A 22,070-nucleotide genomic window follows, 5' to 3' on the forward strand; every position below is an offset into this window, starting at 1 on the left:
GCAGTCATAATTTATTATGACCCTTAAAACCAAAAGCTTATCTACATTTGGGGCATGTCCCAAAAGAATGAAAAATTACAGAAGTTTATCAAGGAAGGCTACGGTACCCCGGCCCAATTGGCCGATATTTTGGACCTTGGGGTGGTGATGCTGTTCTATCTGGAAGAGGATACCTTTTCCCGAAGGGAAGTACAAAGTGTGGTGGAGGCCCTAAAAGGGATTGGGGGTTGGTTGAGGGAGTAGTGGTTTTGGGTATGGAAGGTTGAGGTGAATTGTGGTAATGTTAAAATGCGTTCTTAATCTGTACGAACTGAGTTTGAATTCAAATCGAACCAGCTTTTTGAGATTAATTCTCCCTTTTGGTTGAACTCGGAAGTCATTAGGGGTGCCCCCATGTTATAGTAAATGACCGACTTCACATGTCCATTTTCATGCCACTCGGTCCATATCCCGTTTTCAAAGCCGCTTTCCTTTTCTCCAGAAGTTTTAAGGTTTCCATTTTTATGGAATTCAGCTATTTTCTCATTGAAAGGAATTGGTTCAATGTTTTTGTCGGTTCGTATAAACTCCAATTTCTTTTTGAAAACAACTAAATCGCCCACCTCTTCCATGGAGAATTGGTTTTGGGAATACTCAAGTATTCTGTATTTCCGTGTTCCGATTATCAATATTGAGTCAGAAACCGAGTAGTATGCTTTAAACTGTCCAAAATCTTCTTTAATATCCAGTATGCCGTCCTTCTGAAAGAAGTAGGTGCTTATGGAAACATGATTTGATTCGTTATGTTTTTTCGGTCTCAACAAGAGTTCTGGATTCTGTTTGGGTTTTTCATGTTCCCAAGTTCCAAGTATTTCTTGCTCAAATGAATTCTGTCCGATTAAAGTGATTGGGGCTAAGAGTAGAATTGAAAATAGAAAGGGATAAATTGAATTCTTCAAAACTTAAGCTAACTTGTTTATAGGGATGTAAAATACACCTTTTTCCCCGAAGTATGATGGAAGCCTAAATGGTGTTGGAGGGATGGTTGTAATGAATTATGATCACAGGTTTTATTCCACAACTTTGTTGAACCTCTGGTTTAGGCCATCTATAAATTGATGCGTTTTTTTATCAAAGCCTATAATCTGTCCTAAAGTATCCCTTTTAAAATGAAACCATAACTCGGCATCCGTATCAAAATACAAATCTTTTCCGTAGGGATAAATTGGGATCGGGTCACGAACAATGTTCCTGCGCACAATTTGAAATTTTAAGGTGTCATTTTCAACGATGATGTTGTTCCAATACACTTTGCTTTTTTCAAATAAAAAGTTCCCTAAATATTCCTTTTGTGCTTCGGGAGAAATTGTTTTTGGTTGTAAGAACCTATTGCGTTGGACCCGTCTTTCCTTGAGATTGTACTTGTCGCCATTTTCCAAAAGATAGAACTTTCCCTTTCCGGTTTCAAGGGTATCGATCTCATTAAAATAGTCCGACCAAAATGTACCGTCATATAGGGCAACATATTTATCCCCAATGACTTCAAACTCATTTCCTTGGACCACAACAGCGGTGTTTTTATCCACACCCACACCCAATAGTTCAGGGTTTACTTCCAGTAATTGGAACATGTCGTATTGCCTATTTCGTTCAAGGTGGTGTTGGTCAAAAGCGGTGTTGGATACAAACCCGAAACCAACGTTGGGGTCGCTGATTATCTTGTAGTTGCCGTCCTCCTCTCGTCCGCCCCTTACCAAATAGGAACCTTGGATAGATGCTCCTGCTGAGTGTCCGCCAATAATTCCACCGCGATTTAGGACGTTTTTCAATTCAGCATGGGTCTTGGTATTTAGATAGGTGTCGGCCATTCGCCATTGTCTTCCTCCGGTAAGCCAAACCGCAGTAGCAGTTTTGAGCGGTTTTACAAAATCATCGCTATTGGCCATTAAAGTGTCCCTTGTGTGCATGAATTCAATGCTAACGAACCCTCGTTCCCTGAACTGCCGTTCCAAAATTTTAAATTCAGGGTCATACTGGATTGAACCTTCATCAAAAGCTGTTGGGATCACTACCAGTTTAGCCGACTTGCCACCTGCCAAATCAAAAAATACCTGCCACATTTCATCGGTCATTCCACCACCGCCAATTAACAATGCACCATTTTTTGGCCCTATGGACTGACTTTTGGCGGTATTCAATTTATGTTCTGGATTTTGGCAAGAAATTGCTGAAATCAGAAGTAAAATTATAGATAGGCTTTTAAGACTTTTCAATGTCAATTTCCTAATGTCCATAAATTGCGGGAGGTTTCTTCTAAATGTTAACTGGTTGGTTTATGGAATGTAAAATACACCTTTTTCCCGAAGGGAAGTCCTAGCGGGCGACCCTATTGGTCATGGTTTCGGTTCCGTATGGTGCGGGGTATCCGGTTCTATATGGATCAATACGTGCCCCAAATTGGGGATTTCGCTCAGTAAATGATCTTTAAGATGGTGCGATATGTCGTGCCCTTCCTTCACAGAAATGTTCCCATCCACAATGGCGTGTAGGTCCACATGGTACTTCATGCCCGCTTTTCGGATAAAACATTTTTCCGTCCCCACCACTCCCTTCACCTTAATGGATTCTTCCCGGATTTCCTCCAGCAGGTCATCGTACAGATGCTCGTCCATGATCTCCCCCAGTGCAGGTCTAAAGATCAGATAGCTGTTGTAGAGGATAAAGGAGGAGGCCAACAAAGCGGCCCAATCGTCCGCGGTTTCATATCCTTTTCCGAACACCAAGGCTATGGTGATCCCAATAAATGCCATGATGGAGGTAATGGCATCGCTGCGGTGGTGCCAAGCATCCGCCCTGAGCGAGGAGCTGTGGGTCTCCTTACTTTTTTTGATCACGATCCTGAACGAGATTTCCTTCCAGAGGATAATGCAGCCCAACACGATCAATGTCCATGGTTTGGGCACTTTGTGGGGCGTTCTAATGTTTTGGATGCTTTCATACGCGATCACCGTGGCCGAGGTGACCAAGAAGGCGACCACCAAAAAAGTGATCAGGGGCTCAATTTTTCCATGGCCGTACGGATGGTTTTCATCGGCAGGCCGCTTGGCATATTTTAAACCGAACAGGACCAGTAGCGAGGAGAAAATATCGGTGGTGGACTCAATGGCATCGGCAATAAGGGCGTACGAATTCCCAAAGAAACCGGCAAGGCCTTTGATTAAGGCCAAACTGGCATTTCCAATAATACTGAAATACGTGGTCCGAATTGCGCTTTGTTCGCTATCCATTTTTGGTGTTCGGGTGCATCATCCTATTGCTTGTCGTCTGCCAAGGGCGAGATCATAATGTGGGCCCTGTGCGTTCCCGGGTTCATGATCCAAGGGTGGTTGGATCCCACGGGATTTTCAGGGAGTCCTGTGGATTCCGCAGTGGCAAAGGGCAGATACACCACGTAGCGGTATTTGGCACCCTCCACTTTATGCGTTTCGGGATCGTAGCGCTCATTGGGACCATAATAGATGTGAAGGGTGGCTCCGGCTATGCCCATATCCAACTGGCCCGATTTGGCTTCCGCTTCCCGAATATCAAAAATTTCGGGACCCGTCTTTCCTTCGGCCCGGAGTTCACGACCTCGTGCCATAAATGGTTCCAGACTTTTGTGGTAGCAAGCTGCATTGAACCCTGATTTTTTTGGGTCGTCCGCCAGAACGATGAATTCGTTGTTCCCTTCTTTATAAGTCACCAGTTCCCCTTCGTTGTTGTAGCCGATGACCTTGCATCCGGCGCGACTTGCCTCCGGGGCGGCCATCAAGGAGGTGGCGATTAAAGCTTCTTCGGTATCAATGGCAACGAAGTGGGTGGCGGTACTGTCCGTTACCGTTTCTTTTGCGGGGCTCTCCTCTGCGTTGTCCTTCGTCTTGTTTGAGGTGTTGCAGGACATCAAGGCTCCTGTCAGGGCCAATACGGTGATGATATGTTTCATTTTCTAGGATTTTAGTGGTTGCTGCTCGATAGGTTTAAGATACCACAAAATTTGCAGATTATTTGGAGTAGTCAATCCCTAGGTCGTTGGTACGGACCTCCTTCAGCTTGTCCTTTAGTTTTTGTTGAAAATCGGCCACCACATCGGCATAGTTGGAATCGTAGGCGAGGTTGGTGTATTGCTTTGGGTCGTTTTCCATATCAAAGAGTTCCATGCCCGATGTGGCATCTTCATCGTATTGGATGTAAGCCCATTTATCGGTGCGTAGCAAAAAGGTTTTTCCGCCTTGAGACACGCTGAAGGCCATATCCCTGACTTTTTCATTGGGGTCCTCCAATAGTTTTACCAGATTTTTTCCCTGTAGATGTTCGGAATACTCCACTCCGGCCAATGAGGCAATGGTGGGGTACAGGTCGATGAGTTCAACAAACGAATTGCAGACGGCGGGTTTTTTGCCCGGGACTTTTATGATCAACGGCACCCTGGCCGATTCCTCATGCAGGCTTACCTTCATCCAAAAATCGTGTTCCCCCAAATGGAACCCGTGATCGGAAGCGAATATGACGATGGTATTGTCCTCCAGACCTTCGTCTTTCAAGATCTTCAACACTTTGCCCACCTGCTCATCCATAAAAGAAACGGAAGCATAATAGGCGGCAACGGCCTTTTGTTGTTGTTCAAGACTCATTTGTCCATTAACACTGGTCACGTAGTTGATGCCCCTTTTGGGGATGTCGTCCCAGTCATTTTCCACTTTTTTGGGTAAAACAATATCGGCATAAGGATACGGATCAAAGTGCGATTTTGGCGCTACAAAGGGAACATGGGGCCGTACCATCCCAACGGCGAGGAAGAACTTTTCATTCTTATGTTTTCGAATGAGCTCACTGGCTTTTTGGGCTGTTTTTCCATCCGCATGGACCAAGTCGTCCCCATTGGCCTTGACAATGGTCATAACATTGCCTCCCTTTCGTTCTATGACCCCATCAGGGTTGCCCTGTACGAGTTCGGCCTCTCCCTTGGTTTGCCATTCCGGGGCTTGACTGTTGTATTTTTCATTCCACGAAGCGAGGTCGTCCTTGCCATCGCTGCCCTGTTCAATATCGATGGGGACACCCATATGGAAAATCTTGCTCACGCGGGCCGTGTAATACCCCTTGTCCTTGAAGGACTGCGACCATGTTTTCCGTTCATCACCAATATTTTCGCGACCGCTCACATATCCGTAGGTAGTGGTGGCATTGGGGTAATATCCGCTCATAAAAGAGGCCCGAGAGGGCCCACATACCGGATATTGGCAATAGGCTTTGGTAAATCGGGTTCCTTCCGATGCCAGCTTGTCGATATTGGGCGTATGTACGGCTTTGTTTCCATAGGATGATACGGCCGTTGCGGTAAGGTCATCGGAAATGATAAAAAGTACATTATAGTCCTGCTCCTGTTTTTGGGAATGGGACCATAGATGTAGACCCACACAAAGGATTAAACTTAGCAATGAACTTCTCTTGGTAAATGGCATTGGCATGGTTTTCTGATGTTGATTTTATATTTTGAATATATGCAAAATGCATCGTAATACTCAAAAACCTAAGATTCTTTATGGGGTGTTTTCCGAAACCCTGAACCGTACTATTTCAGCAATTAAATCCAAAGGCACGGGTTGGTCCAACGGAAATTGTACAGAGCCCTTTCCTTGTTTGTATTGGGACAGTTGGGCCTCGAATGCACTATGTCCGGATGGGGTGGCATAAAAACCAATATGCTTTGCATATCCCGCAAAATAGACCAAGGGTTTTTTGTTTAGCTTGTAAGCGGGCATACCGTAGGCAATGCTTTCAACGGCATCAGGGGCATTTTCACGTATCACTTTACGGATTTGATTAAGCTTTTCCTGAATTTCTGGAGGAAACTCGGCAATATACCCATCCACATTTTCTGGCTTTTTATTCATTTTTTAGTTTTCTTCCTGAGTGGCCTCCTTGCCTTCCACAATAATGGAAACCACCTCTTGTTTTACTTCGGGCTCCATGGGTTTTATGGTGTTATGCCCTGTATCGGTAATGGTAAATGTAGCAAATAGCGGCAAATGGTCAGACCCAATAGCGGGTAAGGTCTTTATTTGATGCACTCCCATATTCCCGGAGTGGAACAACAAATCTATAGGGAAGCGGAACAGTTTGGGTTTTACCGGGAAGGTGCTGTAGAACCCCTTTCCCAAGCGCGCGTCTTTTAGTTTGGACACTTTTGAGAAGAGTCTAGAGCTTTTGGACCAGCACACATTGTTGAAATCGCCCGAAACCAAGGTGGGTGTCTTTTTTTTACGGACCAATTGGGCCACCTTCATAAGTTCGGCATCTTTTTGTTTGGAGGTAGGCTTTTCCGTAGGACTTGGCGGTGGTGGGTGGATGCCCCAAAAGATGAAATCGGTACCATTTTTATCTACCAAAGTAGCTTCAATGGAAGGGTGTTCCTCAGAAATCAAGTAATGTCCCTGGCAGGATTTTACCTTTAGCTTGGAGTAGAAATGCATCCCATACCGGTTCTCTTTGGGTATTTTGTGTGAAAAGGCAAAGTCATTTTCAAGCTCTGAAAGTGCTTTTTCCCATTCCAAGTTGCTTTCCATGGTCAGCAAAATATCCGGTTGTATCTGTTTGACCAAGCCAATCAGTTTTTGATGATCGGTATTTTTTTGCAGCACATTGACGCTGATCAGGGTAATGGCCTCTTTTGGAAGTTTTCCAGATTTTTTTCGGAAGGGAATGTAGGGCCAAATCACGAAGAACTGGTAGATAATTGCAATCAAAAGTAACACTCTAGTGAGTGTCTCCAGAAATATGGAGGTACCACTGAAAAACAAACCAGCGATGAACAGTGCAACCAGTAGTGCCAAGAGCTGGAGCCTGATAAAATCAAATACACGGAAGAACCAATGCTTGAAATCCAAAAAAGGCAAAAAACTCACCAAGGCACATATAATTGACAAAGTGTTCAGTACAATATGCCAAATATCCATGTGCAATTTTTATTGAATTTTACTTCGAATGGGAGGTAAAGGAATCAATGGTAAGTTAGCACTAATTTTTTAATCCAACTGGTAATCTCTATACCGCCACAACACCTTTAATGTGGGGATGCGGGTCGTAATTCAGTAGCTCAAAATCATCAAAAGTAAAGGAGAAAATATCCTTGACTTCCGGGTTGAGTTTCATGGTGGGCAAAGGTCTCGGGTCACGACTCAGTTGCAGTTCCACTTGCTCCCTATGGTTGTCGTAGATATGGGCATCACCAAAGGTGTGGATGAATTCCCCAGGCTGGTAGCCACAAACTTGGGCCATCATCATGGTGAAGAGTGCATAGGAGGCTATATTGAAGGGAACTCCCAAAAAGATATCGGCGCTCCGCTGATACAGCTGGCAGGAAAGTTTGCCGTCGGCCACATAAAATTGGAAGAAAGCATGACATGGGGGCAATGCTGCTTTTCCGTTGGCCACATTTTCCGAAAAGGATACCGAAGTGTCCGGAAGTACACTGGGGTTCCACGCGGAGACCAGCATTCTTCGGCTATTGGGGTTGTTCTTCAGGGTTTCGATGACTTCCTTGATCTGGTCGATTTCCTCACTGTTCCAATTGCGCCATTGGTGTCCGTACACAGGGCCTAAATTCCCTTGGTCATCAGCCCATTCGTTCCAAATCCGCACCCCGTTCTCCTGTAGATATTGAATGTTGGTATCACCTTTCAAAAACCAAAGCAGTTCGTGGACAATGGATTTCAGGTGCAACTTTTTGGTGGTCACCATGGGAAATCCTTCGGAAAGGTCAAAACGCATTTGATAGCCAAAAACGCTCAAGGTTCCTGTTCCCGTGCGATCGCCCTTGGCATTGCCATGTTCCAAAACGTGTTTAAGAAGGTCGTGGTATTGTTTCATTCTTTTGGTACAAATTAGAGGTCATTTCGAATGAATGCATGAGGAGAAATCCAAGACATCTCGACTGCGCTCGATGTGACAAAAAAATCAATCGGTCTAAATTACATCAAGAAAAAAGCATTCAAAATAGGAGCAGGATGTACTTATAAAGATTTTATCAACGGAATATGCGTTATCCCAATATCATCCCGGCAATAGTGGCCGAAAGTAGTGACGCCAAGGAGCCGCCTAAAACGGCTTTCATACCGAATTCGGAGAGGGTCTTGCGCTGTCCGGGGGCCAAGGAGCCAATGCCGCCTATCTGAATACCAATGGAGGCAAAGTTGGCAAAGCCACAAAGCATGTAAGTGGCCATGATCACGGACTTGTTATAGGCAAAGTGCAGGTCGCTATTCATGTTCTTGAGTTCCGCCAATTGAATGTAGCCCACAAATTCGCTGGCCGCCAGTTTAATGCCAAGCAACTGCCCCATAAGCATAACATCTTCGTTGGCCACGCCTATAAGCCACATGAGGGGAGCGAATACAGTGCCTAATATGGCTTCAAGCGAAAAACTGTTGTATGGTGAATTGGCTGCAATCCAATTGTTGAGGGTGCTCCAATCGCCAACCCAGCCCAAAATACCATTGATCATAGCGATGAAGGCTACGAAGACCAAGAGCATGGCACCCACGTTTAGGGCCAATTTTAATCCTTCCGTGGTTCCGTTGGCAATGGCGTCCAAGATGTTGGCGCCAATTTTTTCCGAAGAGACTTGGACATCGGTATTTACGGTTTCGGTCTGGGGATATAATATTTTTGAAATGACAATGGCGCCAGGTGCGGCCATCACGGAAGCGGCCAACAGGTGTTTGGCGAATACCAATCGCAATTCAGGGTCATCCCCACCTAAAAAACCAATATAGGCTGCAAGAACGGCGCCGGCTACGGTGGCCATTCCGCCAATCATCACCAAAAGGATTTCAGATTTGTTCATTTTTTCCAGATAGGCCTTGATGAGCAATGGGGCTTCGGTCTGCCCCAAGAAAATGTTTCCGGCCACGGAGAGGCTTTCCGCTCCTGATATGCCCAAGGATTTGGACAATAACCAAGCCATGGCCTTTACCACTTTTTGAATTACTCCCAAGTAGAACAATACCGAGGTCAATGCAGAGAAAAATATAATGGTAGGCAATACCTGAAAGGCGAAAATATAGCCGAACGTGTCCATGTCCACCACCAAACCTTCAAACAGGAACTGGCTTCCGGCGCGGGTAAAGTCCAAAATGCTGACAAAAACTTCCCCAACTTTTTCAAAGGCATACTGCACAAAAGATACCTTGAGCACTCCAACGGCAATCAACAATTGCAATGCAAGACCGATGCCCACTGTTCTCCAGTTGATGGCCTTTCTGTTGGAACTGAACAAAAATGAGATGAAAATAAGCACGGCCATTCCCAGAGCCCCGCGCCATAACGTATGGATGGAAAAACCTTGATTGGGTATGATTTCTGTTACATTTTGAACTGAAACATCATTGATGAGGGTAGTGCCAATGGCAATATTCAGAGAGTCGGTAGGTGGGGTGTTTTGTCCCAAGGCAACAGTGCACAGGAGCAATAGTGTCAGGAAACTTAAGGTCTTTTTCCCCATGTAGTTGGTTTATTTGCGCTTGGAAATTTCGTCCCGCAGTTTGGCGGCCTTTTCGTAATCTTCGTTGGCCACTGCTTTGTCCAATTCTTTATGGAGCTCATCCAAGGACATTTCCCGATACCCATGGGTGTCTGCCCCTGATTCTATTTCAACGGTTTCGCCTTCTTGAAGGATTTCATCCACCACAATGCTATCGTCTTCCTCATTCTCTTCATTTTCCTTGGGGGAGAATTTAAGAAAGATCCCTGCTTTGTCCAAGATGGTCTTGTAGGTGAATATAGGGGCATCAAACCGAAGCGCCAAAGCAATGGCATCGCTGGTGCGGGCATCGATGATTTCCTCTACCTTGTCCTGCTCACAGATGATGCTGGAATAAAAAACACCGTCCACTAATTTGTGGATGATCACCTGCTTCACCACAATCTGAAATCTATCTGCGAAATTCTTGAAAAGGTCGTGTGTCAAGGGCCTTGGTGGTTTGATTTCTTTTTCCAGCGCAATGGCAATGGACTGGGCTTCAAAGGCACCAATGACAATGGGAAGTTTTCGGTCTCCCTCCACTTCATTTAAAATAAGGGCATACGCACCATTTTGTGTTTGACTATATGATATTCCCTTTATTTTTAATCGAACTAAGCTCATAATCTCCTCCTAAAAACCCAAAAGGGCCGTTCAAATAAGCGGCGTTGCCAGTTATCTGAACAGCCCCTTGTTAAGGGCAAATTAACAAAATTTAAGCGTTTTGGGCTTTAAATTCCTTTAATTTTTCGATGAGCTTGGGCACCACCTCAAAGGCGTCGCCAACTATACCATAATCAGCAGCTTTAAAGAATGGGGCTTCAGGGTCATTGTTGATCACCACCTTGGTTTTTGAGGCGCTGACCCCCGCCAAATGTTGAATGGCACCTGAAATCCCTATAGCGATGTATAAATTACTGGCCACGGGTTTTCCGGTCTGGCCTACGTGTTCGCCATGGGGGCGCCAGCCCAAATCCGAGACGGGCTTGGAACAGGCAGTGGCTGCTCCCAGAACATCGGCCAATTCTTCTACCATGCCCCAATTTTCAGGGCCTTTAAGTCCTCTACCTCCTGATACCACAATATCGGCATCGGCAATGGAGACTTTCCCTGCGACCTTGTCCACTTCAACGGATTTGGTGGTGAAATCTGAATCGCCCAAGGAAGGGTTAAAATCTTCAACAGAAGCTGAAACATTGTTTTCCATTGCGCCATAGGCATTGTTGGACACTCCTATAATTTTTATGTCCGAACTGATTTCGGTATGGGCAAACCCTTTATTGCTGAACGCAGTACGCTTCACAACAAAAGGTGAGGTACTATCCGGAGCGGCAACAACATTGGGTACGTAACCGGCGCTAAGTTTTGCGGTTAGGATGGGCGCCAAAAACTTGGTATCGGCACTGGAGCTTAAGATAATGACTTTGGCCTCTTCGGCCTCTGCAGCCTGGGTCAGTGCATCGGCGTAGGCTTTGGCGTTGAAAGTGGCCAATTGGTCATTGGATATCTTTAAAACCTTGGAGACACCATAATTGCCCAATGAAGCTTCGTCATTGGCATTAAAGGCAACCGCGGTCACATTTGTTCCCAAGTCTTGTGCTACTTTGTAGGCATAGGAAGCCACTTCAAAGGCACTTTTTTTGAATTTTCCTTTTTCGGATTCGGTATATACTAATACTGACATAAAAATTTCTTTAAATTTTTTCCTGAACTTGTTTCAGGAACCTTATGACTTTTTCAAATGGATTCCGAAACGAGTTCGGAATGATTTGGCTGCGCCTTAGATTACTTTGGCTTCGTTGTGCAATAGGTTCACCAACTCACCAACATTGTCTGCATCTACAAGCTTCACTTGTCCTTTTGGCGCTGGTTTCTCAAATTTTTGGTCTTGTGTGGGTTGCGAAGCTTCCACGGGTTCCACGACATTGAGTGCTTTTTGACGAGCCATCATGATTCCCCGCATATTGGGAATGCGAAGGTCACTTTCCTGTACCAATCCTTTTTGGCCTCCAATGACCAAGGGTAGGGAAGTGCTCAATTTTTCTTTACCGCCATCAATTTCCCGAAGTGCCGTGGCCGTATTGCCATCGACCTCCAGGCCAATGCAGGTGTTCACAAAATTCATATCCAAAAGGGTGGCCAGGATTCCGGGGACCATTCCTCCATTGTAATCAATGGATTCCCTACCGGCAATGACAAGGTCGTACCCTCCATTTTTAACGATTTCTGCCAATTGTTTGGCTACAAAAAAACCATCGGCGGGTTCGGCATTCACCCGTATGGCCTCATCGGCCCCAATGGCCAATGCCTTACGGATGGTAGGTTCGGTCTGGGGACCGCCTACAGTGGCCACGTGTACGGTGGCTCCTTGCTTTTCCTTGAACCACATGGCGCGTGTCAATCCAAACTCATCATTGGGATTAATCACAAATTGCACCCCGTTTGTATCAAACTTGGTATCCCCTTCCGTAAAATTGATTTTGGAGGTAGTATCTGGTACATTGCTAATGCAAACTAAAATCTTCATAGGTACTTTAAGGTTTATAGCTTCAAAGATAGCTATTAAATTCATAAATTTATTATGCATGCATAATAAATTTCGTTCTTTTTTTGATTTATCCCCAAGCATTGTTCTTTTAGTTTTTGCTATTTTTGCTTGCGTTTTTAAGCACACTAACAAAACTTTTAGCATCAGTTAATGAAAACACTACAGTTTAGGGAAGCAATTGCGGAGGCCATGTCCGAGGAAATGCGCAGGGACGATACCATTTATTTGATGGGGGAGGAAGTAGCGGAATACAATGGGGCCTACAAGGCTTCAAAGGGAATGTTGGACGAATTTGGACCGGAACGCGTATTGGATACTCCCATTTCTGAGTTGGGATTTGCCGGTATCGGCGTAGGTTCTGCCATGAATGGCAACCGCCCCATTATAGAGTTCATGACCTTCAATTTCTCCTTGGTGGGAATTGACCAAATCATAAACAATGCCGCTAAAATTCGACAGATGTCCGGTGGACAGTTCAACTGCCCCATCGTTTTTAGGGGCCCTACCGCTTCTGCGGGCCAATTGGCGGCCACACACTCCCAAGCTTTTGAGAGCTGGTTTGCCAACTGTCCGGGATTGAAGGTGGTTGTACCTTCAAATCCAGCTGATGCCAAAGGATTGTTGAAAGCGGCGATCCGTGATGATGACCCTGTAATTTTTATGGAGTCGGAACAGATGTATGGTGACAAAGGTGAAGTGCCTGAAGGCGAATATACCATCCCATTGGGTGTTGCCGATATCAAAAGGGAAGGTACCGACGTGACCATAGTTTCCTTTGGAAAAATCATCAAGGAAGCCTACAAGGCGGCCGATGAACTGGAAAAAGAAGGAATTAGCTGCGAAATCATCGATTTGCGCACCGTGCGTCCCATGGACTATGAAGCCATCCTGAATTCCGTGAAGAAAACCAATAGAATGGTCATCTTGGAAGAAGCCTGGCCTTTTGGAAATGTGGCCACTGAGATCATTTACCATGTACAGGACAAGGCATTCGATTATTTGGACGCCCCTATTGTGAAAATAAACACAGCCGATACCCCGGCACCCTATTCGCCCGTGCTTTTGGCCGAGTGGTTGCCCAATCATGAGGATGTCATTAAGGCTGTTAAGAAAGTGTTATATAAATAGCTTGCGTATATTTGTAAGGTATATTAGCCCCGTCAACCATGTTGATGGGGCTTTTTTAACGGAACAGTTTTTGATAAGAAGTTACTTTTGAACCAAAATTTGACCTAAAGTGCAGCTGGAAAGCCCAACGGTTTTTCCAATGTCCCATATATCAAAACATGAAGAGATTCCTAGCCGTTTTCTTTTTGCTTACTTCTTTAACCATTTTCTCGCAGACCAAGGTGGGCGGTATTGTATTGGATGAATCCGGTGAACCCATTGCCTTTGCCAATATCATTTTTAAAAACTCTTCCGAGGGGACCATTACCAATGACAATGGTAGATTCTACTTGGAATCGGATGATACCTATGAAACCATTACGGTTACCTTTATTGGGTATGAAAGTAAGGAGATAAACTTGCCCCAAAAGGTGAACTATGGATTGGAAATCGTGTTGAACGAATCCATGGAACAGCTAAAAGAGGTTATTGTGTATACCGGAAAGCAGTCCAAAAAAGATAACCCGGCCATTGATATCCTTCGAAAAATTTGGGCCAAGAAACGTGAAAATGGGGTTAGTAAGTTCAAACAATACAAATACGATAAATACGAAAAAGTAGAGTTTGACCTTAATACCATAGACAGTGCATTGATCCAAAGTAAACTGTTCAGGGGGTTAGAGTTCATGTTCGAGGATTTGGATACCTCAAGGATTACAGGGAAGACCTATTTGCCCATCTTTTTGAACGAAACCTTTTCAAAGGTCTATGGTGATAATATCCTGAATCGGGAAAAAGAGGATGTCTTAGGCAATAAAAGTTCAGGATTTGAAGGAAACCAAGCCATCACGGCCTTTGTGGAAGACCTGTACTCCGATTATGACATCTACGATAACTACCTGCGGTTTTTCGACAAAAGCTTCACCAGTCCGTTGTCCAAGACAGGGATAGATACCTATAATTATGTGCTGTCAGACAGTACCTATATTGATGATAAATGGTGCTATAACATCATCTATTACCCTAGACGAAAGAACGAACTCACCTTTAAAGGGGATTTTTGGGTAAACGATACCACCTTTGCCATTAAGAAGATCAACATGCAGGTCACCAAGAGTGCCAATATCAATTGGGTGAAGGAAATCTATATTGAACAGGATTTTGATGTGGTCAACGATTCGGTCTTTTTGCTGAAACGGGACTATATGCTCAGCGACTTTGCCTTTTCCAAAAAGGAGAAATCAAGAGGGGTGTACGGAAAACGCACTACGGTTTTTGATAATTATGAGTTTGATCTAAGTCGGCCCGAGTCGTTCTACAAAGCGGAATCCGACCCCTATGACCCACGGGTCTTTTCGCAGGATACCACCTTCTGGAAAAATGCCCGGCTGGAGAATCTCAGTGATGACGAATCGGGAATCTTTCAGCTTTTGGACACCCTGAAGACGGTCCCCAAGTTCCGAACCTACTATGACATTGTGAGCATCTTGGGTTCTGGCTATATCGAAATAGACAAGTGGAACATAGATATTGGCGATGTCTACAGCACCTTTGGCTATAATGATGCTGAAGGAATGCGCTTAAGGGCAGGAGCCCGTACCTACTTTGGCCAAAACGATACCTGGCGTTTGGAAGGCTATATGGCCTATGGGTTTGGTGATCATAAGTTTAAACACGGGCTTTCAGGTAAGTTCTTGCTGGACCGAAAGACCCGACTGATTCTTTCCGGTGGAAACCGAAGGGACATAGAGCAGTTGGGACTAAGCCTTACCAGTACCAATGATGTGCTGGGCAGGAGTATTGCTTCATCCTCCTTGGTCACGGTAGGCTCCAATGACAGGCTTACCAACATTAACCTATCCACTTTGGGACTGGAAATGGAACCCGTCAAGAATTTCCGGATTCGTCTGGGGAGTTCCTTACGGACCTTGAGTTCGGCCTTGCCGGATGCCTTTAACCTGGATTATGTGGATGCGGGTTCGCCAACAGGCATTTCATCAGAAGTGAAACAATTTGATGTCAGCACCACCCTCATCTATACGCCGGGTAAAAGAACCATTGGATATGGGGTGGAACGGGCCAATATCAACGACGATCATAGCACCGTGGTGTTGAATTACACCAAAGGGATAAGTGGCTTCTTGGAAAGTGATTTTGACTATGAGCGACTCCAATTTTCGTACAAGCAGCCTTGGCAAATAGGAGGTTTTGGGAGGTTAACGACCAGCGTGGAACTTGGGAAGACCTTTGGAGAAGTGCCTTTGTCACTTTTAAGTGTTATTCCCGGAAATCAAACCCTGTTCTCACTATATAATGTATTCCCCAACCTTGATTTTTACGAATTTGTGACCGATACCTATGCTACCGTGCATTTGGAGCATAATTTTAATGGGAGACTGTTCTCAAGAATTCCATTTTTGCGCAAGTTCAACCTGCGTGAAATTGTTGGATTGAGAGGGGCATGGGGTCAAATTTCGGATGAAAATATCGCTTTGAGTGCTCCCGCCAACATTCCATTAATGGCGCCCGAGGACCAGATTTATTGGGAGTACTCGTTTGGTGTGGGCAACATCTTCAAGATTTTGCGCATCGATTTTAACTTTAGGGGGAATTATCTGGATAATCCCGATGCACGTCCGTTTGGAATCACGGGAACCTTCGGATTTAATTTTTAACTGAAAAATCTTCCTGATGCAGGGCATCAGGGCTCGGATAAAATTGTTATTCCTGTGAAAACAGGAATCTATACGAATTAACGCAATTTCATTACCCCATTCCATCTATACGGGCTATTTTTGTAGAAAATAAAACTTCAAGCATGTCCAAAAGAGAACCCGTTACCTTTGATGTCCTAATTGAAATTCCAAAAGGTAGCCGAAACAAATACGAATACGACTTTACCCTGCATAAGATTCGGTTCGATAGAACCCTTTTTTCCTCGATGATGTATCCCGGGGATTACGGTTTTGTTCCAGAGACCTTGGCCTTGGACCACGATCCCTTGGATGTGTTGGTGTTGGGTACCGAGCCCACCTATCCCATGGTGGTGATGGAGGTAAAGCCAGTAGGGGTGTTCCATATGACCGATGAAAAAGGACCGGATGAAAAATTGATTTGTGTTCCCGTTTCCGACCCTATTTGGAGCAAAAGGGATGATATCAGCGAATTGAACCCACATAGACTAAAGGAAATCGAGCACTTTTTCCAAGTATACAAAGACTTGGAAGAGAAAAAGGTCGACACCGGAGGATGGGGTGGTGTCGATGAAGCCATAGAGATTTACCTCGAATGTGTGAAACGATATGATGAAAGTGAACACAAAAAGAAACGTACTTATACCATATAAGGAACAATCGCCAAGAATTTATGCGCTTTTATTAAATAAAAGCGCATTTTTTTTATTACTCCGTATTTTACTACATTAGCTGCCATTAAAAAAATCTTAAACAACTACTAACTATGGATTTGATTGTGAAATTTTTGCCCGTGTTTGGTATCCTGGGCTTGTTGTACGTGTTTATTAAAAACGTATGGATTTCTAAGCAGGAAGTCGGGGATGAGAAGATGGCAAGAATTGCCAAGAACATTGCAGATGGTGCAATGTCGTTCTTGAAGGCTGAATATAAGATATTGAGCATTTTCGTCGTTGCTGTGGCTATTCTACTGTTCTTCAAAGGCAGTAATGAGGCTGGTTCCAATGGCATGGTGGCCGTTTCCTTTATTGTAGGGGCCATCTGCTCCGCGTTGGCCGGTTTTATTGGAATGAAAGTGGCCACCAAAGCAAATGTGCGTACCACAAATGCCGCCAGAACTTCCTTGGGCAAGGCCTTGGAAGTGGCTTTTGCCGGTGGAGCCGTAATGGGTCTCGGCGTTGTAGGTCTCGGTGTTTTGGGATTGAGCGTGCTCTTTATGGTGTACAGCGGACAAGGATGGGAACTTAGTGAAGTATTGAACGTACTTTCTGGATTCTCCTTGGGCGCATCATCCATAGCACTCTTCGCCCGTGTGGGTGGAGGTATCTATACCAAGGCGGCCGATGTTGGTGCCGACCTTGTGGGTAAGGTGGAAGCCGGTATTCCCGAAGATCACCCCTTGAACCCTGCCACTATTGCAGATAATGTGGGGGATAATGTTGGGGACGTTGCCGGTATGGGGGCTGACCTTTTTGAATCATACGTAGGTTCCATAATCGGAACCATGGTATTGGGAGCCGTTTTTGCGGGTCTTCCAGAATTCCAAGCCGCTTTTGACGGTCTTGGGGCCGTATATCTTCCCTTGGCTTTGGCTGCAGTAGGGATTGTAATGTCCATTATCGGGACGTTCTTTGTTAAAGTAAAGGATGGCGGGAATCCACAGACTGCTTTGAACATTGGTGAATTTGGCTCTGCCGGACTTATGTTGATCGCATCCTATTTCTTGATTACTGGAATGCTTCCAGAATCTTGGGTTGAAGGAGGAAAAGAATACTCTTCCATGGGGGTTTTCTGGGCTACCATTGCCGGTCTTGTTGCCGGATTGTTGGTGGGTAAAGTCACTGAATATTATACTGGAACGGGAACTAAACCCGTAAACTCCATTGTACGTCAGTCCGAAACCGGTTCTGCCACAAACATTATTGCCGGTTTGGGCGTGGGTATGATGTCCACCGCCATTCCGATCATATTGATTGCCGCTGCGATTTTGGTATCACATTATTTTGCTGGATTATACGGTATCGCTATCGCGGCCGTAGGGATGTTGGCCAATACCGGTATCCAGTTGGCGGTTGATGCGTACGGACCTATTTCCGACAACGCGGGTGGTATTGCCGAGATGGCCGAATTGCCAAGCGAAGTACGTGAACGTACTGATAAATTGGATGCCGTTGGAAACACCACTGCTGCCATTGGTAAAGGTTTTGCCATTGCCTCAGCGGCTTTGACTGCCTTGGCGTTGTTCGCTGCTTTCATGAAGACAGCCGGTGTAACATCCATTGACGTATCCCAGCCGGATATTATGGCGGGACTATTGATCGGGGGAATGCTTCCTTTCGTATTTTCCGCCCTTTCCATGAATGCCGTAGGTAGAGCTGCCATGGCCATGATCGAAGAGGTACGTCGTCAATTTAGGGACATTCCCCAATTGAAAGCGGCCCTTGAGGTAATGCGTAAATACGATGCTGATATTTCAAAAGCGTCAGAAGAAGATAGAAAGATTTTTGATGCCGCCGATGGTGTGGCCGAATACGAAAAGTGTGTGGCCATTTCCACTCAGGCGTCCATTAAGGAAATGGTATTCCCTGGATTGTTGGCGATTGCCGTTCCTGTGGCCGTTGGGTTTATTGGAGGTGCCGAAATGTTAGGTGGATTGTTGGCTGGGGTAACCACAGCCGGGGTATTGATGGCCATCTTCCAATCCAATGCCGGAGGTGCTTGGGACAACGCCAAGAAGACCATTGAAAGTGAAGGTCGCAAAGGCTCTGATGCCCATAAAGCTGCCGTGGTTGGAGATACCGTTGGAGATCCTTTCAAGGATACTTCAGGGCCATCCTTGAACATCTTGTTGAAATTGATGTCCGTTGTGGCCTTGGTTATTGCGCCAAGTTTGGTAAACCTATCCCCAGCGGATGAGTTGAGCATGGTGAAAGAAAACGGTACGGTCATCACCATTTCTGAGGAAGGAATGAAAGAGACCAAGACCATTGCCAAGAAGTTCTTGGTAGAGGTAAGCAATACTGCCGATGGTGCTTTCAAGGCTATCGTGACCTCCAGCTACGAAGCCAATGGAAAAGTAGTGGATGAGATAGAAGAGTTCACTGCTGATACCAAGGAAGAAGTGGAACAATTGGTGGAGGCATATAAAAATAAGATGAAGCAATAAAGAACTTGCTTTCAATACGAGTAAAAACCACGCCTTTGGCGTGGTTTTTTTGTGAATTCAATCTATGTTGGATTTCTCAATCGTCCTTGCGGTCCTCATTTTAAAATGACATGTTTTCCTGATAGATTTCTCAGTCGCTACGCTTCTTCGAAATAACCTTGCCGTTCCTACTGTCATTTCAAACCCACCTTGGGAGTGTGGAAAATCTTAAATCAATTCAATTTAAACGTAATGGGTATGGAAAAAGGAACCTTCACTGCTGTTCCCCGTTGCTTTCCCGGAATCATCTGGGGTAGTTTGGAGATGATGCGGGCCGCTTCGGTTTCCAGGCTTTCATGGGGACCTCGCATGCGTACATCAGCTATTTTTCCATCTTTTTGAATGGTGAATACCACATTTACCCGGCCTTCCAAACCCATTTCTTGGGCAATTTCGGGATAGCGGAAATGCTTTCTAATATGTTTTTGCATCATCTCCTGAAAACATAATTTCTTTTCTTCTTTGTCGGTTACATTTTCGCAACCTGGAAAAGTAGGGGCATCCTCAATCAATACCCACGGAACAATCTCAGGTTCATCGTCATCGGCTACCTCTATGGTTTCAATGGGGGATATCTCTGTATCCTGATCAGGTTCTGTGGATTCGATAACAGTTTCAATGATGTTTTCGTCATCGTCTGGAACAATTTCTATTATCGGAGGTGCTTGGATAATCTTGGGTTTGGGGAGTTCAATTTTGGTGATGGGTACTTCTTCAATAAGTTCATCTTGAACGTGTAGTTTAGCATAATCCCAATCTACTACGGGGTCATACGTTTTCCACTCCAATGCAGTGTAGATAAGGAGCAATACCAAGAACATCCCCATAAAAAAGTAAAGGAGGCTGTTCCGTTTCAATTCCACATGTTGATTTTTCTTTGGTTCCATGACTTTCAAGTTTTAATGGCCCGTGAGGGTCGCAGTTCGTACCCTTAAACTACTTTGAAAATCAGCTGGATGAAACCTACAATGAGTGAATGCCCCTTTTGGATTAGGGAATGACCTTGATACGGTTCAAGATGGGTTTTATATGCCCAGAGTGGGGAGGTGTTTCACCTTGTGATAGGTAAGGGCGGCCCGTATACAATGCTTGAGTTCTTCCACAGGGATTTCATCATCCTTTTGGAAAATAAGGGCTCTCTTCCTTTCAAATTCAAAAACGCTCTGGAAAGTTGCTTTGAACGTTTCCACCAATCGGCTGGTGCACTTAAAGTACAAGGCATACTGGTCGGGGGCCTTGGATTTCCAATCCATCCGTATGGTGCTGCCATTTTTGGTCAAATAACTGGGTTCACCCCATTTCAGGGTCTCTTCCAGTGCGGAGATATCTTCAACTTCCTTGGCAGTTTCCACAATTAACTCCCGAAGCACTAACAGTTTTTCCCTAGCCCAATCAGGATAGTGGTCGAACACCGTTTGTACTTCGGGGTTTGTGTTTATCTGAAGGTTTTCCATGAAAATCAGTCGGTCAACGCTTGGTAAATCAAAGCACGGAGTTTTCCATGGTCGTCAATCTTCCCGGCAGGGATTAATTGGGTAAAATAGACCACTACCAATTCTTCCTCTGGGTCTACCCAATAGGAAGAGTGATAGGCGCCACCCCAACCATATTCACCTTTGGAGCCTAATACCCCTCGTCTGCCCAAATCCTCCACAACGGAAAAGCCCAGACCGAATCCGGTGCCATTTCCCCAAGGATAAATCACATCACTGGCCAAATGGTTCACGGTCATGAGTTCCACGGTTTTGGGGGATATGATTTGTTTGCCATTGAACGTTCCTTTGTTGAGCGTCATTTGCAAGAATTTGGCATAGTCCATGGCGGTGCTCAAGAGACCGGCACCACCGGAAAAGCTTTTTCGAGGACCATCCACATACGCCCCTTGGCCTACCATATGCCCAGGTTCGGGGGCGCGTTCCAATCCGTTTTCGGTAGCGGAATACACTGTTGCCAAACGCTGTCTTTTATCCTTTGGAAGATAAAAATGGGTGTCGTTCATGCCCAGAGGGTCCAGAATATTTTTCTTGATGAAAACATCCAAAGGTTCCCCGGAAACCACCTCGATCAAGGCACCAAGAATATCGGTGTTATAGCCATACACCCATTTTTCACCGGGTTGTGATTCAAAGGGGAGGTCGGCCATACGGTTGATGGTCGCTTGGATGGGTTCGTTACGGTCTGCAAAATACCACCCTTGGATATTGGCGGCTTCCCAGAGGTCCTTGGCTATGCCACTGCCGTAGGAAACTCCCGAGGTATGGGTGAGTAGATCGCGAACGGTGATGGGTCTTTTGGCCTTCACTACATCATAGGAACCATCTTCTTTGGCCACGGCCACCTTGGTTTCCATAAAAGCGGGCATATATTTTCCCACGGGATCACTGATGAGCAATTGCCCCCGTTCCTGCAAGATCATCACCCCAACACTGATAACGGCCTTGGTCTGCGAAGCGATCCTGAAAATGGAGCTTTCGGTCATGGGGACGTTGTTTTCCACGTCATTCTTTCCAAACGACTGCAAATAGGCCACTTTTCCTTTGCGGGCCACGAGTGCAACCGCGCCGGACAGTTCCCCGTCATCCACATACTCCTGAAAGGTCTGGGTGAGTACGTTGAGGCGTTGGGAAGATAGGCCTACCTGATCGGCAGGGACTTTGGCCAACTCTTGGGCCGTGGTGCCCACATAAAGCAAGGATACAAAGGCAAAAAGTAAAAACTTGGAAAACGATAGGGTTCTCATAATGGGTTGATTGTGATGATTATTTTTTATTTCTGGATTTCCAACAGCTCCATGGCCTTTTTCAATTCTTCATGGAGTTCGTTAAAGCCAATGGCATGGCCAATGTTGATGAACTCCTGAAAATGGCTCCGAAGATTTTGATGTAATGTTTCTCTAAGTTGATTGCTCAATTGTACCACTTCCTTGGTCTGTTCCATGTTTTCCAACTGCTTGTAGAGCTTTATGATGTCTGAATTCAT

At 45.2% G+C, this 22,070-nt stretch carries 21 protein-coding genes; 5 read left to right on the forward strand and 16 right to left on the reverse strand.

All coding sequences use genetic code 11. The annotated features are described in order from the left end of the window. Window positions 1-54: 54 nt before the first annotated feature. A complete protein-coding gene (locus tag ACPD8L_RS15370; RefSeq protein ID WP_423944352.1) occupies window positions 55-243 on the forward strand; it encodes a hypothetical protein in 189 nt (62 codons plus the stop codon). Between the two features lie 53 nt (window positions 244-296). On the opposite strand, the gene ACPD8L_RS15375 is transcribed toward ACPD8L_RS15370, so the two are convergent. The 12 genes from ACPD8L_RS15375 to ACPD8L_RS15430 form a co-directional block, all read right to left on the reverse strand. Then, on the reverse strand, window positions 297-938 hold the full coding sequence (locus tag ACPD8L_RS15375) for a toxin-antitoxin system YwqK family antitoxin (protein ID WP_423944355.1): 642 nt from the start codon (window positions 936-938) through the stop codon (window positions 297-299). 111 nt (window positions 939-1,049) lie between these two features. Beyond that, a complete protein-coding gene (locus ACPD8L_RS15380; RefSeq protein ID WP_423944358.1) occupies window positions 1,050-2,177 on the reverse strand; it encodes a cyanophycinase in 1,128 nt (375 codons plus the stop codon). Between the two features lie 195 nt (window positions 2,178-2,372). Further along, a complete protein-coding gene (locus ACPD8L_RS15385; RefSeq protein WP_423944360.1) occupies window positions 2,373-3,266 on the reverse strand; it encodes a cation diffusion facilitator family transporter in 894 nt (297 codons plus the stop codon). 23 nt (window positions 3,267-3,289) lie between these two features. Further along, the gene (locus ACPD8L_RS15390; protein ID WP_423944363.1) at window positions 3,290-3,961 is read right to left on the reverse strand and encodes a hypothetical protein; all 672 of its coding nucleotides are present in this window, start codon (window positions 3,959-3,961) and stop codon (window positions 3,290-3,292) included. A gap of 58 nt (window positions 3,962-4,019) precedes the next feature. Then, window positions 4,020-5,480, reverse strand: coding sequence for a sulfatase (locus ACPD8L_RS15395; protein ID WP_423944365.1), 1,461 nt, complete (start codon window positions 5,478-5,480; stop codon window positions 4,020-4,022). 78 nt (window positions 5,481-5,558) lie between these two features. Further along, window positions 5,559-5,912: an iron chaperone gene (locus ACPD8L_RS15400; protein ID WP_421810894.1), complete on the reverse strand. Its 354-nt coding sequence runs from the start codon at window positions 5,910-5,912 to the stop codon at window positions 5,559-5,561. A gap of 3 nt (window positions 5,913-5,915) precedes the next feature. Further along, a complete protein-coding gene (locus ACPD8L_RS15405; protein ID WP_423944369.1) occupies window positions 5,916-6,974 on the reverse strand; it encodes an endonuclease/exonuclease/phosphatase family protein in 1,059 nt (352 codons plus the stop codon). An 88-nt stretch (window positions 6,975-7,062) separates the two neighbouring features. Further along, the gene (locus ACPD8L_RS15410; protein WP_423944372.1) at window positions 7,063-7,887 is read right to left on the reverse strand and encodes a thymidylate synthase; all 825 of its coding nucleotides are present in this window, start codon (window positions 7,885-7,887) and stop codon (window positions 7,063-7,065) included. Between the two features lie 172 nt (window positions 7,888-8,059). Continuing rightward, on the reverse strand, window positions 8,060-9,520 hold the full coding sequence (locus ACPD8L_RS15415) for a NupC/NupG family nucleoside CNT transporter (protein WP_423944375.1): 1,461 nt from the start codon (window positions 9,518-9,520) through the stop codon (window positions 8,060-8,062). Window positions 9,521-9,529: 9 nt separating this feature from the next. Then, window positions 9,530-10,162 carry a bifunctional nuclease family protein gene (locus ACPD8L_RS15420; protein WP_116217306.1) on the reverse strand — a complete coding sequence of 211 codons (633 nt, stop codon included), beginning with the start codon at window positions 10,160-10,162 and terminating at the stop codon, window positions 9,530-9,532. Between the two features lie 91 nt (window positions 10,163-10,253). After that, complete coding sequence (locus tag ACPD8L_RS15425) at window positions 10,254-11,222, reverse strand: electron transfer flavoprotein subunit alpha/FixB family protein (RefSeq protein WP_423944377.1); 969 nt, start codon at window positions 11,220-11,222, stop codon at window positions 10,254-10,256. A 96-nt stretch (window positions 11,223-11,318) separates the two neighbouring features. Further along, window positions 11,319-12,065, reverse strand: coding sequence for an electron transfer flavoprotein subunit beta/FixA family protein (locus ACPD8L_RS15430; RefSeq protein ID WP_293302949.1), 747 nt, complete (start codon window positions 12,063-12,065; stop codon window positions 11,319-11,321). A 171-nt stretch (window positions 12,066-12,236) separates the two neighbouring features. On the opposite strand from ACPD8L_RS15430, the gene ACPD8L_RS15435 reads away from it, so the two are divergent. From ACPD8L_RS15435 to ACPD8L_RS15450, 4 genes are all read left to right on the forward strand, one after another. Next, the gene (locus ACPD8L_RS15435; protein ID WP_116217309.1) at window positions 12,237-13,214 is read left to right on the forward strand and encodes a pyruvate dehydrogenase complex E1 component subunit beta; all 978 of its coding nucleotides are present in this window, start codon (window positions 12,237-12,239) and stop codon (window positions 13,212-13,214) included. Window positions 13,215-13,372: 158 nt separating this feature from the next. Further along, complete coding sequence (locus ACPD8L_RS15440) at window positions 13,373-15,868, forward strand: DUF5686 family protein (protein ID WP_423944381.1); 2,496 nt, start codon at window positions 13,373-13,375, stop codon at window positions 15,866-15,868. 143 nt (window positions 15,869-16,011) lie between these two features. Next, window positions 16,012-16,539: an inorganic diphosphatase gene (locus tag ACPD8L_RS15445; protein ID WP_116217311.1), complete on the forward strand. Its 528-nt coding sequence runs from the start codon at window positions 16,012-16,014 to the stop codon at window positions 16,537-16,539. 113 nt (window positions 16,540-16,652) lie between these two features. Further along, entirely contained in the window at window positions 16,653-19,052 is a 2,400-nt protein-coding gene (locus tag ACPD8L_RS15450) for a sodium-translocating pyrophosphatase (RefSeq protein ID WP_423944384.1), read from the forward strand. Window positions 19,053-19,264: 212 nt separating this feature from the next. Here ACPD8L_RS15450 and ACPD8L_RS15455 read toward each other — a convergent pair whose 3' ends face one another. From ACPD8L_RS15455 to ACPD8L_RS15470, 4 genes are all read right to left on the reverse strand, one after another. Then, on the reverse strand, window positions 19,265-19,978 hold the full coding sequence (locus ACPD8L_RS15455; protein ID WP_423944386.1) for an energy transducer TonB: 714 nt from the start codon (window positions 19,976-19,978) through the stop codon (window positions 19,265-19,267). Window positions 19,979-20,116: 138 nt separating this feature from the next. Continuing rightward, window positions 20,117-20,545 (reverse strand): DUF1801 domain-containing protein, encoded by a 429-nt coding sequence (locus ACPD8L_RS15460; protein WP_423944389.1) that lies wholly within the window; start codon window positions 20,543-20,545, stop codon window positions 20,117-20,119. 5 nt (window positions 20,546-20,550) lie between these two features. Continuing rightward, window positions 20,551-21,831, reverse strand: coding sequence for a serine hydrolase domain-containing protein (locus ACPD8L_RS15465; RefSeq protein ID WP_423944392.1), 1,281 nt, complete (start codon window positions 21,829-21,831; stop codon window positions 20,551-20,553). Between the two features lie 26 nt (window positions 21,832-21,857). Next, window positions 21,858-22,070, reverse strand: a complete 213-nt coding sequence (locus tag ACPD8L_RS15470) for a hypothetical protein (RefSeq protein ID WP_423944395.1) — start codon at window positions 22,068-22,070, stop codon at window positions 21,858-21,860.

The organism is Flagellimonas algicida, assembly GCF_049629585.1.
GTDB lineage: Bacteria > Bacteroidota > Bacteroidia > Flavobacteriales > Flavobacteriaceae > Flagellimonas.